Below are 16,200 nucleotides of genomic sequence, written 5' to 3' on the forward strand. Positions count from 1 at the left end.
GTGGTGGGGGTTTTGTGTTAGTTTTTTCACTTGGTTCAATATTATAGAACCATAAGGTTTTCCTTGTGATCTTAATCGTGTTTTAAGGCCACGAGGGTTTTGCATCTTGTTCACTCATCCGTGCGTGCAGAGGGAATTATGTCTTTTAAGAAAATTGTGGGAATCATTATTGCTTTAGTGTTTTTAGGTGTGGCCGGAATTGCAGCCATAACCATCGTAATGAGTAGCCATCTCCCGAAGCTGATCACCGTCAATGACTACGAACCACTACTGTCGACGGAGGTGTATGATCGCGAAGGCAAAAAAATTGGCGAATTCTTTCGCGAGCGTCGCATACTGGTGCCTTATGCCGATATTCCTGAAGTGGTCAAACAGGCCTTTATTGCTGCCGAAGACTCTAGTTTTTTCGAGCACGGTGGCGTGAATTATTTCGCCATCGGCCGTGCCATCTTGGCTAACATCAAAGCCGGGCAGCGGGTGCAAGGGGCCTCAACTATCACTCAACAGGTGGCGCGCACCCTGCTTCTTTCAAGCATTAAAACCTACGAACGAAAAATCAAAGAAGTCATGCTCGCCTACCGCATGGAAGAAAACTTATCGAAAGAAGACATTCTCTATTTGTACTTAAACCAAATCTACTTGGGTAATGGAGCCTACGGCGTTGGTGCTGCTGCTAAAATTTATTTTCGAAAAGACATCAAAGATATCACCGTTGCCGAAGCCGCCATGTTAGCGGGCCTTCCAAAAGCACCCAGCCGGTTTTCACCACTGGTTCAACCAGAACGCTCAAAGCAACGCCAACGCTATGTGCTCGGTCGCATGCAAGAAGACGGATACATCACTGAAGAGCAAGCCAGTACGGCCGCCGAAAGCCCGCTTAATGTTTATATACGAAAAGACTATAAAGAAGTGGCGCCGTACTATCTTGAAACTGTCAGACAAATGTTAGTGGCTGAGCTGGGCGAAGAAATGGTGCTTGATAAAGGCATTCGCGTTTACACGGGCCTTGACCTTAAAGATCAAATCGAAGCGCAAGAGGCCCTACGCGAAGGCCTACGCGAACTTGATAAACGGCAAGGCTACCGCGGGCCACTTAAAAACCTCCAAGACGAAAAAGAAGTGGAGCAGTTTCTTCTGCAAAGCCGCAACGACCTCATGGATAACATCACGCCTGTTCGCATTTTGCGCCCCGATGGCACCATGGAAGACAAGGGCCCGCTAAACCTCACCGGTATGACCCAGCCTGAAGACAAAACAAAAAAATCCGAGGCCCTGCCTAACGTACCTGACTACATTAAGGTTAGCGATATTGTGGAAGGCATCGTTATCAATGTGGATGACAAGTGGGGCCTGACCACGGTTCGATTTGCTGAAAGCAAAGGCTTAATTGACGTGGAGTCCATGGAATGGGCGCGCGAACCAGACCCCTCGGTGAACGAACGTTGGGCAAAAAAGGTCGAACGTCCTGGGGAAGTGCTAAAAGTCGGAGACGTAATTCAGGTCAAAGTCAGCGGAAATAAATTTCAATCAAAACGCCTGAGTGAAAAACTTCGCGACCTTAAAGATCAAGCCCGCAAGCGTAAAAAAGATTATGAGCGCCCAGAGGACTTACCGCTATTCGACCAATATGCCCTGCTTGAACTTGAACAAGAACCCATCGCCGAAGGCTCATTGATTTCTTTTGACCAAAAAACTCAAGATGTCTTGGCCATGGTGGGTGGCTATGACTACGAACGTTCTCAGTTCAACCGATCGTTACAGGCAGCACGGCAAACGGGTTCTGCGTTTAAGTCTCTTGTCTATATGTCTGCCCTCGATAAAGGCTATACACCCGCCACTTCAATTATCGATGCCCCCATTGTTTTTGAAGAAGAGGGGCAAACTTCAAATGCCGAAGAAGGACAAGGCCAAACAAAAACCGATAACAGTCAATCTGTAGCCAATGCTGACTCCGGCGACGATGAAGGTGGCTCCGTAAAAAAATGGAAGCCCATGAATCACGGAAAACATTTTATCGGTGATATTTTATTTAGAAACGCTTTGATCAGATCGTTGAATGTGCCCACGGTGAAAATTACAGAAAAAATCGGTGTGGATTGGGTGGCCGATTATGCCAGACGCCTTGGCATATTTAGCCCACTAAACATGGATTTCACCCTGTCACTTGGATCAAGTAGCGTCACCCTCTATGAAATGACCAAAGTCTTCAGTCAAATGGGCCGCCTCGGTCGACGCATTCGTCCACTTTTAATCCATAAGGTGGAAGACAAAGACGGCAACGTCTTGGTCGAAAACCTCACTTTGGATCTACGCTTTAAAAGTGAGCTTGACGAGATCGATCAACAATTTGAAGAACGACGGCTGGCTTATCTCGATTACTTACGCCATCCAGAAAAATATGAACCACTAAAAGTCGGACTTTCGAAAAAAGAGCAAAACATAGAGGGTCAAGCCGCTGACTCAGTTACGCCGCCAAACGCCAACTTGGATTTAGACCCTGAAGAGAGAAAACGTCGACTGCGCGTGCTTAAAGAACCACCGGTATTTTTTGAAGATGCCGATCAGTTAATCAGTGAGCAGACCGCTTACGTAGCGACAACTTTGCTTCAAGGTGTGGTTGAGGATGATCATGGTACAGGCCGAGGTGCGCGAGCCATTGGCCACCCCACCGCCGGCAAAACCGGAACCACTGATGGCTATTACGATGCCTGGTTTGTGGGATTTACACCGCAAGTGGCCACTGGCGTATGGGTGGGTTTTGACAACGAACGCACCTTAGGGCGTGGTGAAGTGGGTGGTCGAGCCGCACTGCCTATTTGGGTGGACTATATGAAACAAGCCCACGAGGGACTAGCCAACCAAGACTTCCGCGTACCTGACAATATTGTTTTTGCAAATATCGACACAGAAACCGGTAAACTCGCTTCTGCTGACTCGAAGGTGGTTGTTCGCCAAGCCTTTTTCAAAGGCACTGAGCCCGCCGTTGAAGAATCAGATTCTCAGCAAGAAGAAGAGGAAGATTTTTATAAAAAGGATCTCTCTGAATGAAGTCCATCCATCTTTGGGGGATAAAGCAAAATAATTTAAAAAACATCGACATAGAAATACCGGTGGGGTCATTCACTGTGGTTTGTGGCCCCAGCGGATCAGGCAAAAGCTCTTTGGCTTTTGAAACCCTCTATGCGGAGGGCCAGCGCCGCTACATCGAGAGTCTGTCTAATTACACAAGGCAATTTTTAAATAAAGCGCCAAAGCCTGATGTGGAGGGGGTTAATAATATCCCCCCAGCCATTGCCATTGAACAAAAAAACTCGGTAAAGTCTTCGCGCTCCACGGTGGGTACAACCACTGAGGTGGTTGACTACTTACGGCTTCTCTACGAAAAAGCAGGCAAAGCCTACTGTCCAGATCACCATATCGCCCTAGAAAAAGACTCGCCCTCAACCGGGGCAAAAAAAGTTCTCAGCGTGTTTTCTGGACAGCGAGGATACATTCTGACTCCTATCTTTGCCGAAGACCGGTTTGTGACAGGCAAAAAACTGCATCAGTTACTGATGGCTGAAGGGTATTTGCGTTTATTTCTTCCCCAAAATGGACCGGCCACAAAAACCGCAAAGAAAAAAACTAAAAAAAAGCGCACCTCTTCAAAAGCAGCCCGCGCTAAATCCACAGACTTTCTCATTTACGGCGATGACATCCCCGGCGAAATCATTGACCTCGACAGCCCAAAGCTCAAGCGGTCAGGAGTGCCTAAGGAAGATTTTTATCTCGTCATTGACCGAATGGCCTTTGCTGAAGACGATGCGGGCCGCCTTTCAGACTCGTTATCGCAGGCCTTTAAGGCCTCCACCCAATTTAATCGGGGCATAAATCACGCTCAGGCCATGGTGACCACAACGACTCATAAGCGCCTGATTTTAAGCGAAGCTTTTTCTTGTTCTGTTTGTGACTATCGATTTCCGGACATCACTTCAAGTTTGTTTAGCTTTAATAGCCCGGTCGGTGCATGTGAAGACTGTAAGGGGTTTGGCAATATTTTGATGATTGATGAAGATAAAGTGATCCCAAACCCCACGCTGTCGATTTCTCAAGGGGCTCTAAAGCCCTTTACCATGCCCAGTGCGGCCAGCGATCGAAGAGAGCTTAAAGCGTTTTGCAAAAAAGCGAGAATAGATTTGCACACACCATGGAAAGACCTGCCAGCCAAACAACAAAAAATGATTTGGGAAGGCACTGATAATTTCTTTGGTGTTTTGGGGTTGTTTGAATATTTAGAAACAAAAAAATATAAGATGCACGTTCGGGTGTTTTTGGCCCGCCACAAAAGCCCGTTTCCCTGCCCCACCTGTCACGGCACGCGGTTAAAGCCAGAAGCCCAACAGGTGTTGATTAACAATAAATCCATTACAGATTTATGTTCAATGCCCCTTGATGAGCTCATTGTAGAAATGAACGCTCTGTCGCTTTCAAAAGAAGACCTTGAAGTCTGTGCCGAGCCACTTCGACAGATCATTGCTAGGCTTGAGTTTTTACTCTCTGTGGGTGTGGGTTATCTCACACTGGATCGGCCTACAAAAACGCTTTCTGGGGGCGAGTATCAGCGATTGAATCTATCAAATCAGCTTGGCGTGGGGCTGTCACAAACGCTCTACGTATTGGATGAGCCGACTATTGGCCTGCATCCCCGCGATAATGATCGCTTAATCATTGCGCTTAAAAAATTGCGCGAACTGGGCAATACGCTTGTGATCGTTGAACATGACTATGATGTGATTAAAAACAGCTCTCATGTGGTTGAAATGGGGCCCGGCTCAGGTCACCTCGGAGGCAAAATCATCTATAACGGCACCGCAAATGATTTTTATGACTTTGCCGACTCCATTACCGTCCCTTACTTAAAGCCTAGTAAAAACTGGGTACCGCTGCGTGAGCCCCGGCCTGTGGACATCGTTAAATATAAATACAAACTCGAAGCTCGGGGCTGCAGCGGCAACAACTTAAAAAATATCAACGTGATTGTACCGCTTAACCGCATTGTCACTGTCACTGGCGTCAGTGGCTCTGGAAAGTCCACTTTTGTAGGTGGCACACTTTACCCGGCCCTAGCAAGGCAGCTTGGATTAGAATTTCTAAAAGGTGAACCCGTTGCTGAACTCAAAGGCAGCGAGCACGTAAAAAGCCTTCTTTATATTGATCAGTCACCCGTGGGCAAAACGGCTCGCAGTAACCCTGTGACTTACCTTAAAGTCTTTGACACTATTCGCGGGATTTTTGCAGAAACTAGAGAGGCCAAGGCCCTTGGCTATAAGCCGGGGACCTTTAGTCTTAACGTTGATGGCGGGAGGTGTCCCGTTTGTAAAGGCTTGGGCCACGAAACCATTGATATGATGTTTATGGACGACATTGAAATCCCCTGTGAGGCTTGCGACGGCAAAAAATATCGGCCAGAAATTTTAGAAATCACTTTTAAAAACAAAAACATCGACCAAGTGCTGCGCATGACTGTGGCTGAGGCCATGGATTTTTTTGTCTCCTATCCGAATGTGCGGCGCCCGCTTTCTATTTTAAAAGAAGTGGGGCTCGAATATATCACCTTAGGGCAAAGCGCTCGATCACTCAGCGGCGGTGAAAGCCAAAGATTAAAAATTGCCCGGGAATTTAACTCCACAGACCAAAAGGGAACGCTGTATATTTTAGACGAACCTACCACGGGACTGCACTTTAGAGAGGTGCAGCTTTTGTTGAAGGTTTTAAATCGGTTGGTGGAAGCTGGCGGCAGCGTTTTATTAATTGAACACAATCAAGAAATTATTCGAAATTCGGATTACATTATTGATCTGGGGCCAGAAGCTGGCATTCGGGGCGGTGAGGTGATTGCAGTTGGCACTCCTGAAGAAATTATGGCTAGCAAAAAAAGCCTTACGGGCAAATACCTCAAAGAATATATTTCTAGTGTCAACCCCCCGATCAACCCCAAAAAATCAAGAAAGTCTGTAGGGGCTGAGCTATGAATTCTGTTGTGAAGTACTTGTTGCCGGAGCTGCAACCCTATAAGCGGGTGTTGTTTTTTCTTTTTGCCATGGGAATTATTGCCAGCGGCCTTAAGGCGTTAACACCCCCGCTGGTCAATGCCCTGGTCGATGATGCCTGGCGAGATGGCAACAGGACTCTGGCCATGCAAATACCTGTGGTTATCACCGTTATTTGGATCATGTCAGCCATCGCTCGCTACTTTCACATGTATTGGATGAAGTACGTGTCGTACCTTGTGGGAGTGAGTTTAAGGCGACGCCTTATGGATAAGTATCTCACTCTTAACTTAGCGTTTTTTCAGAAGTACTCAAAGGGCTCTGGCGGTCTTATCAGCCGGATGCTTAATGATATTGGTTTAATTCAAGTTGAGCTGCAAAAGCTTGCTGATTTTGTGCGTGAACCTTTTATGGCCGTGTTTGCCATATCGTATTTGATATGGGTGGATTGGGTGCTTGTGGTTTTTGTTTTGGTGGCCCTACCTATTATTACCACCATATCTCGAAGACTTGCCGTAAGCCTTCGAAAATACAGCCGCAAAAACCAAGAAGCCATGGAAGATCTCACCACTACGCTTAAAGAAGCCCTCGACGGCACACGCGTGGTGCAGTCCTTTAACCTAGAACAAGAAATGCGGCAGCGGTTTGATCGGCAAGCGGAAAACTTTCTTGCAAGTAGCCGCAAAATTGTAAGCCGCGAAGAAGCCGCAAGCCCCCTGTCAGAAACACTGGCCTCCATCGCACAAGCCGCCTTACTTATATATGTGGGCCAACAGGTGTTTGCTCAAAATTTGACTATCGGTGACTTTACCGGCTTCGTATTTGCCGTTGGACTTCTGCAAGACTCTGTTAAGAAAGTTCAATATTCGTACATTAAACTGCAACAGGCCGCCGTGGCCTTAGCCCGTCTTTCTGAAATTCTGGATTCTACCGAACAGGTGCCGCAGGTCGAGTATGCCAAGCCCTTTCCCCATGATTGGAAAACCATTGAATTTAAGAATGTGAGCTTTGCTTTTGATGAAGAAGTGGTCTTAAAAAACATCAATTTGACAATCCAACGGGGCGAACTCATTGCCATCGTTGGTGCTAGCGGCGGCGGTAAATCCACTCTCGTAAACCTACTTGAAAGATTTTATGACCCCACAGAGGGTGAGATCACCATCGGCGGCATCCCGATTCAAGAAATGGATTTAAAAGATCTCAGGCAAAACATCGCCCTTGTCACTCAAGATGTGTTTTTATTTGGCGATTCCGTTGAACACAATATTCAATTGGGCAATCAAAATCGCAGCGCCGAAGAGATTCCCGCAGCGGCAAAACTGGCTAACGCCCATGATTTTATTTTAAACACCCCCGATAAATACAATACCAAAGTGGGCGATAAAGGCAGCCGCCTCTCTGGGGGCGAGAAACAACGAATAAGTATTGCTAGGGCCATCTTTAAGAATGCCCCCATCTTAATATTAGATGAAGCCACCAGCGCACTTGATACCGTAAGCGAACAAGAAGTTCAAAAGGGGCTTGATAAGCTTCTTTCTGGTCGCACGGCATTTGTCATTGCCCACAGGCTTTCTACCATATCTAGAGCCGATCGAATATTGGTTATGAACCAGGGCCGCATTGTGGAGCAAGGGTCGCACACTCAGCTTTTAAGCCAGCAGGGTGAGTATTTTAAATTTCACGAACTCCACAACACTAAGTAGGCGGTGTCGCGAAAGCGACCCGCCGTATCCTGAGCGAAGCGAAGGATCTCGTCGTGCTCGCAGAGAGGTGACTGCGGGGGCATTTGCCATCTGCTGTTCACCCCGACCAAGGTGTGGACAATTCGCCGTTAACGCCCCAATGGCCCCCCACAAGAGTTCGATACTTTGATGAAATTGTAGAATACTGGACTATTTGCTGGCACGATAAGCGATTGAAATCATTTAGTTATTCTCTGTCTGAAAAGAAAATAGACGACACCCTAAAGTTGTCCAAGGTTTTGACGATAAGTCTTATGGAGTGGGCCAGTGATTTTGGCCTGGTTGTTAGACAAACCTAGGGGTGAAAGATGATTAACTGGGATGAATTTGAACATATCCATGTGATCAAAAAACTAAAACATATTTTAGACGACTGGTGGAATATCGATACCGTTTTCACCGACGAGCGTGGACAGCTTCGAGGCATGATTCCAGAATCATCTCACTTTTCAAATCCAGCCGTACACATGGTTTTACAAAAAGACTCAGCCAGAGAAAGTTTGGCTGATGTGGTTGCAAAAACTATTGAAGAGCTGAGGTTATCAAACAATCCTTACAGTCTCCGTAAGTGGGACGCTGTGGGTTTTGACCTTTGCATCGTTCCGATAATTATTGAAAACGAATTTATGGGATCTGTCGTGGCCATGGGCTTTTTAAAAGAAGATGGTGCCAATCGACTGACCGAAGTGAAAGAGCGCCTAGCCATTTTCGGCGCTAGCAGTGATTCCATTGAAACTGCCATTCAAAAGGTAAAGTATCTTCAAGATCAAGACCTTGAGCACTTTGTTGGATTGGTAGAGCTGGTTTCTCAAGAGATCGTTACCCTTCATTTAGAAATCACTTCTCGCGAAAACAGAATTCGTGAGCTAAATAAAGAACTAGGTAGCCGCTACAAATATGACAACATGATTGGTAAATCAAAGCCTATGCAAAGCCTTTATTCGCTTTTGGATAAGATTAGGGGCGCAGATAGCACGGTTTTAGTGCAAGGTGAAAACGGTACTGGTAAAGAACTGATCGCAAAAGCCATTCACTACAACTCTAATCGCAAAGGTAAATCTTTTATTATTCAAAACTGTTCGGCATTTAACGACAACCTTCTAGAATCTGAACTTTTCGGTCACGTTAAAGGATCATTTACTGGCGCCGTTCGTGATAAAAAAGGTCTTTTTGAAATCGCCGACAAAGGGACATTCTTTTTAGATGAAATCGGTGACACTTCGCCCACTATGCAGGTGAAATTACTTCGTGTGCTTCAAGAAGGTACTTTCACTCCAGTGGGTGCATTAGAGCCCAGAAAAGTGAATGTTCGAATTATTGCGGCCACCAACCGTAATCTAAAAGAAATGGTAGAAAACGGCGACTTTCGTGAAGACTTGTACTACCGATTGAACGTAATCAACATTCAGGTACCACCTCTTCGAGAGCGCAAAGAAGACATTCCGCTTTTAGCTGAGTTTTTCTTAAGCCGAGCCACAAATCATGCCGGCCAGAAAACGAGCTTAACTAAAAGAGCCCTTGAGAAGTTGTATGATTATGCATGGCCCGGAAACGTGCGCGAACTTCAAAACGAAATGGAACGCGTGGTGGTTCTTGCTGGCGATGAGACCAAGATCACCGCAGAAATGCTTTCTCCAAAAATCATTGAAGCCAGCGACAAAGGAAAAATTCAAGGCTCCCGTGTACACGGCAAGCTCAAAGATGCTCTTGAAGACCTCGAGCGCGAGATGATTAAAGAAGGTTTGCGACGGACGGGCTGGAACAAATCAAAGCTTGCAAAAGAGCTTGGAATCAGTCGCGCAGGCTTAATCATGAAAGTCGAAAAATACGGACTAGATAAACGCAAAATGGCAAAAATCTAGTTGGCTCATGAATGTTGGCCCAAGAACCCTTGGGCTAACTCGTTTGATTCCCTGTTCGGCACATGGCCCACGGGCCGGTCCGCCGCAACCCAAAGGCGCGCACCAACCAACGCTTCAATAAAACATTACTTAGATGACGTCGGGCCACAAAAAGCCCGGCCAACCTTCCACCAAAAAAGCTCGGATCGACGGCTTCAAAGCGCCCAGTTCTGGCCTCTCACTCCCCCCCTAAGCTTAGAAAATTTTCCTTATATGATTAAAATATGCACCCACTTGGCCCAGCGAAGTCTGTGAAGAATGTTCTTGGCTCAGCGAAGGGTTTTCATCAGGCCTTCCCGCCCCCACTCCCACTCGACTTTAAAATCTAAAGCTATTTCAGATAGTTACACGTTTTTCGGCCGCCTCCCTTGGCCGCCACTCCGCCGGTATCGGTTACTAGTCTATCTACAGTAAAAGGCGACGAATTTCGGCACACCGCTTGCCTATGAGAGTTGTAAAAAGAGGCCATCCCCCTGGGAGTGATATTAATTTATAAGTAGGAACTTAGGCACCCGATGAATCCACGCTACGGAGTTAAACAATATATTGAAGAGATCACCAACCACCTCCGCCCTTCAGTAGGGCGACTGATGGATTTAGTGAAAAAGCAGTATGGGTGTGACCTGCGCTACAGAATTCTTGAGGTGATCGAATCGGCCGAAGACCTTGAGATTCGAAAAGCTCTTGAGACCAATGGACCAAGGCCCCTGGCGCGAAACCAAATTATTTACATCCCCGTTCGACAAGACGGCGAAGTCATGGGTGCTGCTGAAATTGCAAACGGCGTTCATCTTAATGACGAACAGGTCCATCGAATTGGCGAACTTGTTAAGTTACTCATCCAACCCCAACTGGTCTTCTTTGAACGTCTCTCCACCCTACGAACCCTTGAGAGTCAACTTGACAGCATCGGTGGTGAAACAAATGTTGTGCCCATTGGTCGGCTTCGCACCCTTCGCCAAATTAGAAAGGCCGTAGACGAAATTGAATTTAAATCTCTCACCCCTGAACCACTTCGGCCAAAACGCCGTGTGCGTTTTCAATTTCCGGTACTGATTCACGCAAGCAATCAAGAAGACTTGCAGAAAATGGCCTTTGAACTTCACTACCATTCACACAGAATGGCTTTTATTCAATTGGATCAACTTAAAGCCAGCGACACTCTCAGTGCTCAAACCTTTAGAGACCTTGGCCCCGTGACAGTATATATTCCAGATATTTCTTCGCTTTCCGTAGGGCAACAAAAGGCTCTTCTAGAATACCTTGATGGTTTTCGCCATGAGGACTCGCCGCAGATCATTGCAGGCACTCTTGTTGATTATAAACAATTGGTGGCAACCGGCGTTCCCGACCCAGCTCTAGTCAGAAAGGTGGCCGTGGCCTACCTGCAGATGACAAAACCGTTTGCCTATTACCGCGAGAAAAATATAGTCGACTTTTTTTATAACTCGCTAGTTATATCGTCTCACTAAAATTAAATGACATTTTAAAGAATGAGCTCGTTTTTGCGGTGCTGGCCCTCAGCCACTTTAACATGGGCTGCCACCACTGAGCTCTCGATGGTTGATGCGGCCTGCACGTGGCAGTCGTGTCCTAGTACTACACTGCCCACAAAGGCCGCATCGTCGGCCACGTGCACGTTTTCTGAATAGAACACCTGGGTGCCCGCTGCGGCCTCAACGTGATAATTTTTTTGATAGCGATCAAGAATATTCTTAAGACCGGTTCCGTAAACAGATTGATTCACAAGATGTGACAAACACTTTGTGGTGGCCTCGAGGTAACTGTCTAGATTGCCAGTTTCAAACCACTGGGGGTTCTCTTCCACATGCACGGCTATTTTCTCACCGGCCTCGATGGCTCTTACCGCCACATCATAAAGAATATTTGATTCTCCCTCAGGGATATACCGAAATACCTTTGGCTCCATCACATGAACCCCAAGAAAGTGAAAGCCCTTAAGGCCGGGCTCAGGTGCTTTTCGACCATAACCTCGCACCCAGCCTTGCTCATCAACCCATACGCCGTTTAGAGTTTTACCCACCTCGGGGTTTTCACAAACAAGATGAGTGATCAAAGGCTTTGATACCTTGTGCGCCTCTACCAAGGGTGAAAATCCACGGTCATGTTGAAACAGAAGCACTTCATCACCATTAGCAACCAAAAAGGCCTCGCCGTTTTCAAGTGGCCCTTTAGCAAACCCAATGCCTCCACCACTACCCAAGATATTTGGTTTTTCTTCAGTAAAGACCACGGGAGATTTTGATTTTAACGACTCCACGGCGGCCTTTACCGTGTAAGGTAAGTGGTGAGTGTTGACCACTATCTTGTCCACACTTAACTGTTCCAGATAGTAGTGGGTGTAACTGATCAACGGTTGATTTAGAAATGGCAAGGCAGGCTTTGCCATAAGACCCGTATGCGGAAGAAAACGATTTCCGAAACCTGCGGCGAGAATCATTGCATTCATAATTAATAGGCCTCGTAATCCTTATCCACAATACCCTTGTCGACGAGGATATCTAAAAATGGCAAATACTCTGGAAAATCCACCAGAGCTTTAGCCAGTTTTTTAAGCGTTGGCTTAAGGTATTTAAGATAGCGCTTATCTGATCGCATGTTGTAGAAGCTGGCAAAACTGCCACAGGCCTTAAAACATCTCTGCAACATCTGTAGCCGAAAAACGGGATAGAAAGTATTGCGATCTATGGGACTTTTTCGATGATTTTTTGCCTCTTTGATATAGTAGTCGACAATAGCGTTGATTGAGTCTTCATTGAGATTTACGTAAGAATCATGCACTAAGCTTACAAGATCGTACTGAATCGGCCCCATGCGGGCATCTTGAAAATCAATCACTCGCATTTGCCCAAACTGAATCATTAAATTGCGCGAATGATAATCTCTATGACAGATATATTTATCTTCGAAATCGAGCTTCGTGCATATGTCTGTGAAGATTTCCGTGAGAACTTCGCTTTCTGCTGGCGTTAAAGTGACGTCAGCAAGCTGCTCTATTAAATGCTTGCGTCCGTAGTTCATCTCCCAAAGCAATTTTTCAGTATCAAATGCAATAGAAAACGCCGTACAGTCGCTGCGATCAAATGTGGCCGGATAATGGATTTTAATAAGCTCATCGATGGCTTTTTTATAGTAAGGCAAAACCATTTTTTGATCTTGGTTTTCCCAAAATTTCCTCTCCAGTGTAAGATCACCCAAGTCCTCTAGAAGCACCAGGCCCATCTCTGGCGAACAAGCCAACACTTCCGGCACACGCACGGAATGTTTTTTAAAGTGCTGTTGCACACTTAAAAATGGAAATTCTGATATATTTTGAAAGGGTTCCCAGTCCATCAACACGGAGGTCTTTCCCCCGGCCACGATGCGATAGTACCGCCGGCTACTGGCATCTCCCGCAAGGGGCAACACTTCAAACTCTTGAGTATCTAACCCACGCACCACGAATTCATGCGCTTCACCTGAAAGATGATTTCCATTTTGCTTAATATTTTCTTGCACTTGAGACATTGTTAAATGGTCGCAAAAAGCAGCCCTCTTGGCAATAAAGCGACTGGCCGACAACCCGCGCTATATATTAAGGCGAACGTGGAGCTCGTTGGGCATTTATTGGCTTCGGGTTAAACAAGTCACGCGTGCCTCTCTCGTTTTTTGGGCCTGGGCCTGTTGCGACTTGAGGGACTTCACTGAAAATGGCTTGAGTTTGGGGCTACTTTTCACCGCCCGATCGACTAGATTAAAAATAGTGGGTTTCATAATCACACTTCTGGAATTGAGATTGTCTATTAACGTTAACCTTTTTCACAAGTGGCGACTTAAGCCACAACGTCAGGTGGCAGGACGATGCCAAAGACTGTGGACCATGGATCACGCCCCTTGGCATATAAAAACCATCGCCGGGATACATGACTTTTTCTAATGCGGGGTCCACTCCAAAAATGGCCTGATCTACCATTTCTTGGTCTTTTTCTGTGGGCCTTTCATAGTCCATATCTTGCTTTATCGCTGGCCAAAATTTCCAGCGCTTAGATCCACCAAGCTGAATAGCTATAACATCATGACAGTCAAAGTGAGGGTTGAATCCAGTTTGACCTGAGGGGGTCAAAAATACGTTGGCCTCAATCTTAAGCGGATACAGCTCCTCTTCAAGGGCTGTTGTAAGCTCGGCCACCCGCGGAAAAAACTTGGATATATTTCGGGCATAGAAAGTAAATCCTTCTCCCCATAAAAATTTGATCTTTTTTAGGTTCACTAGTCCTTCATCGATCAAAAAACTCTGTTTTACATATTGGGAGTCTTTCACCATAATGACATCACCTTGACCTGCAACTTCGGAAAGCAACTCCTCAGACCATTCATTCAGGTTGCTCGCGACTTCTAAATCACAGCTAAACTTGGCAAGTAATAGGTTTTTTTCCCAATGAATCTCAAAAAATTCCTTGGTCGTACACCCCATCATTTGTTCAAATTTCATTGAACCACTTCCTCGAATAAACTCGTACTCCCACCAATCCCACACTCACTATGGCCTGCATCAATAACAACCAAAATAACATATTTATAGCGCCTGGATTACCTTTAAGGAAAAAAACAACTGTCGCTATTGCAAAGTTGCCCATGGCTATGAGATAGAAATTCACTTTTTTCGTCCATTCGACGTCACCTGCCGGGCGAAGCACTACTTTTCGAAAGAAATAGTCGATAGAGTTAAAAAGAACTATTCCCAAAATCAAAAGTAGATATGGATTTAAACCGAAGAATCGATCGTAAAACTGAAGTGTGACCACAGCTAGCGCCAAAACAGAGAGCGCATTAACAACACTCAGCCAAATAAACGGACGCAAACTGACTTCTTGGTTTTCACTATGCAGCTGTTCGGCAAATATTATGGCGCCCGCATTTGATACCGCATGAGTGATTGCGTTAAACAACTTTTCAAAAGCGAAAAACACACCATAAAGCACACCAATGTCGCCAAGCTTTAAAGCCACTGCGACCAACACCAGTTCTGAAATGCAAATCGACACGCTACCAATCAAATTATTTTTAACGTACCTGAGAATTTCTGATATTTCCGAAAAGATGTTATCTGGAATAATCTTAAAAAGGTCTGTTTTTGTCACTTCTCTAAAAAACATCGCATAAGAAAAAACATTGGCTACCACCGTCGGCGCAATAATTCCAAATGTACCGAGACCAAGATCGTGCGCTAGTACCCAGCTGGCTACCATATTGAAAAGGGTCGTAACAACACCGACCTTGAGAATATTTTTTGTCTGCTTCTTTGCGATTAATAGTATGTAAAGTGGCGTCGATAAATACATAATCAGAATGTTAATTGCCGTGCCCAGGCCGTAAATATGCATCGGGGTACCCGGCTCCGTAAAAAAATGTGTGCCAACACCAAATGCAACAGCAAAGAATGCACCCAAGAGAAATGTTATGGCCGTAATGGCCCTGTATATTCTTGCTGTTCGCATTATGTCATTCTTGGGCAGCAAACGATTTAGGTACATACTCAATGTGCCAGTAAAACCAATTAAGATTGCACCGAAGAAAAATCGAAATCTCTCTAGAAAACTAATAGCTTTCAGTATTTCGAAATCGACTTGACTTGAAATAGTTAGATCTACAACTTCTAAAATATTACCTAGACAAGCTGAAAAAATGAGGGGAAGCGCAATCGAATAGATGTTTCCGTAGAAATTTGACGATGTTCTAGGCTGAGATGAGGGCTTCATTTTTCAGTTCCTGTTTGAAACTAATGATTTCTCGATTTAGCTTCTCATATGTGGCCAGAGACGGTTCGTAGATGAGCTTTGCCAAGGTAGCGTAGATCTCTAATACAAAAGGGGAAAGATGATCTAAAATTTTCGTTTCATGCTTAAATGAGGTTAAGAAAATCTTCTTTTGAGCGTGGGCCAGTACCATGGCCACTTCTTTTAGATCAATCGCCTCTTTCATGAGGTGGAATCGATCTTTTCGTAAAGCCGGCAAAAAAAGAGACTCGGCGCTAAGAAGCGGCAGATATTTTTCAATCACTTTACGACTTATATTATAAGGATAATAAATCTTTGACTTGATGTCGGCAATTCTCTTCGATTCCACGTAGTATTTTCCAATTCTTATATTTTCCAATAAATCCTGCATTGCGAATGACGTGCCACCTCGTGGTCTTGCTGAGCTCCGCTGTGTTTGAATTAGGAGCCAGATTGTCCGGATTTTGGGAAATCCGTGTCCGAAACTGAAGAAGTGGCTCATCCTTTAGTTGGCCAGATATTGAACAGCCATTGACAAATATTTTAATGGTCACAGCCCATACCCGATGCTGGGCAACGCTTTGTATTTGTAAGAAATGCTTAAAATCCGAACCAATGCCCTACCTCAAATTCCAGAGCATAGGACCTAGTTTTAAGAAATATCAGAGAAGTTTTATGTGAGATCGCATTAACTCCACTCTCCCGGCCTGGTGCTGTGGCTTGGGCCTTGCTTTATCCCTTTCTGAAAAAA

The 16,200-nt window shown here is 45.5% G+C and carries 10 protein-coding genes; 5 read left to right on the plus strand and 5 right to left on the minus strand.

The annotated features are described in order from the left end of the window. Positions 1-138: 138 nt before the first annotated feature. The 5 genes from H6626_10715 to H6626_10735 all read left to right on the plus strand — a co-directional run bounded on the left by H6626_10715 (position 139) and on the right by H6626_10735 (position 11,144). Positions 139-3,048 carry a transglycosylase domain-containing protein gene (locus H6626_10715; protein ID USN46676.1) on the plus strand — a complete coding sequence of 970 codons (2,910 nt, stop codon included), beginning with the start codon at positions 139-141 and terminating at the stop codon, positions 3,046-3,048. Beyond that, positions 3,045-6,011, plus strand: coding sequence for an excinuclease ABC subunit UvrA (gene uvrA / locus H6626_10720; GenBank protein USN46677.1), 2,967 nt, complete (start codon positions 3,045-3,047; stop codon positions 6,009-6,011). The genes H6626_10715 and uvrA overlap by 4 nt, the downstream gene beginning before the upstream one ends. Further along, positions 6,008-7,732: an ABC transporter ATP-binding protein gene (locus tag H6626_10725; protein ID USN46678.1), complete on the plus strand. Its 1,725-nt coding sequence runs from the start codon at positions 6,008-6,010 to the stop codon at positions 7,730-7,732. Before uvrA ends, H6626_10725 begins: the two co-directional genes overlap by 4 nt. A 347-nt stretch (positions 7,733-8,079) precedes the next feature. Further along, a complete protein-coding gene (locus tag H6626_10730) occupies positions 8,080-9,633 on the plus strand; it encodes a sigma 54-interacting transcriptional regulator (GenBank protein USN46679.1) in 1,554 nt (517 codons plus the stop codon). A 554-nt stretch (positions 9,634-10,187) separates the two neighbouring features. Then, the gene (locus H6626_10735) at positions 10,188-11,144 is read left to right on the plus strand and encodes a hypothetical protein (GenBank protein USN46680.1); all 957 of its coding nucleotides are present in this window, start codon (positions 10,188-10,190) and stop codon (positions 11,142-11,144) included. A gap of 14 nt (positions 11,145-11,158) precedes the next feature. Here the strand turns inward: H6626_10735 and H6626_10740 are convergent, their stop codons facing one another. The 5 genes from H6626_10740 to H6626_10760 all read right to left on the minus strand — a co-directional run bounded on the left by H6626_10740 (position 11,159) and on the right by H6626_10760 (position 15,840). Further along, positions 11,159-12,142 carry an NTP transferase domain-containing protein gene (locus H6626_10740; GenBank protein USN46681.1) on the minus strand — a complete coding sequence of 328 codons (984 nt, stop codon included), beginning with the start codon at positions 12,140-12,142 and terminating at the stop codon, positions 11,159-11,161. 2 nt (positions 12,143-12,144) lie between these two features. Next, complete coding sequence (locus tag H6626_10745) at positions 12,145-13,200, minus strand: phosphotransferase (GenBank protein ID USN46682.1); 1,056 nt, start codon at positions 13,198-13,200, stop codon at positions 12,145-12,147. A gap of 226 nt (positions 13,201-13,426) precedes the next feature. Continuing rightward, positions 13,427-14,164 (minus strand): hypothetical protein, encoded by a 738-nt coding sequence (locus H6626_10750; GenBank protein USN46683.1) that lies wholly within the window; start codon positions 14,162-14,164, stop codon positions 13,427-13,429. Then, positions 14,154-15,431 (minus strand): hypothetical protein, encoded by a 1,278-nt coding sequence (locus H6626_10755; GenBank protein USN46684.1) that lies wholly within the window; start codon positions 15,429-15,431, stop codon positions 14,154-14,156. Before H6626_10755 ends, H6626_10750 begins: the two co-directional genes overlap by 11 nt. After that, positions 15,409-15,840 carry a hypothetical protein gene (locus H6626_10760; protein USN46685.1) on the minus strand — a complete coding sequence of 144 codons (432 nt, stop codon included), beginning with the start codon at positions 15,838-15,840 and terminating at the stop codon, positions 15,409-15,411. The genes H6626_10755 and H6626_10760 overlap by 23 nt, the downstream gene beginning before the upstream one ends. Between the last annotated feature and the right edge of the window lie 360 nt (positions 15,841-16,200).

Source organism: Pseudobdellovibrionaceae bacterium, assembly GCA_023898385.1.
GTDB lineage: Bacteria > Bdellovibrionota > Bdellovibrionia > Bdellovibrionales > UBA1609.

What these genes read in the sequence shown, in the direction of transcription:
- H6626_10735 (USN46680.1), top strand. Translation starts at nt 10,188, where the DNA reads ATGAATCCACGCTACGGAGTTAAACAATATATTGAAGAGATCACCAAC.
- H6626_10730 (USN46679.1), top strand. Translation starts at nt 8,080, where the DNA reads ATGATTAACTGGGATGAATTTGAACATATCCATGTGATCAAAAAACTA.
- uvrA (USN46677.1), top strand. Translation starts at nt 3,045, where the DNA reads ATGAAGTCCATCCATCTTTGGGGGATAAAGCAAAATAATTTAAAAAAC.
- H6626_10745 (USN46682.1), bottom strand. Translation starts at nt 13,200, where the DNA reads ATGTCTCAAGTGCAAGAAAATATTAAGCAAAATGGAAATCATCTTTCA.
- H6626_10740 (USN46681.1), bottom strand. Translation starts at nt 12,142, where the DNA reads ATGAATGCAATGATTCTCGCCGCAGGTTTCGGAAATCGTTTTCTTCCG.
- H6626_10755 (USN46684.1), bottom strand. Translation starts at nt 15,431, where the DNA reads ATGAAGCCCTCATCTCAGCCTAGAACATCGTCAAATTTCTACGGAAAC.
- H6626_10715 (USN46676.1), top strand. Translation starts at nt 139, where the DNA reads ATGTCTTTTAAGAAAATTGTGGGAATCATTATTGCTTTAGTGTTTTTA.
- H6626_10760 (USN46685.1), bottom strand. Translation starts at nt 15,840, where the DNA reads ATGCAGGATTTATTGGAAAATATAAGAATTGGAAAATACTACGTGGAA.
- H6626_10725 (USN46678.1), top strand. Translation starts at nt 6,008, where the DNA reads ATGAATTCTGTTGTGAAGTACTTGTTGCCGGAGCTGCAACCCTATAAG.
- H6626_10750 (USN46683.1), bottom strand. Translation starts at nt 14,164, where the DNA reads ATGAAATTTGAACAAATGATGGGGTGTACGACCAAGGAATTTTTTGAG.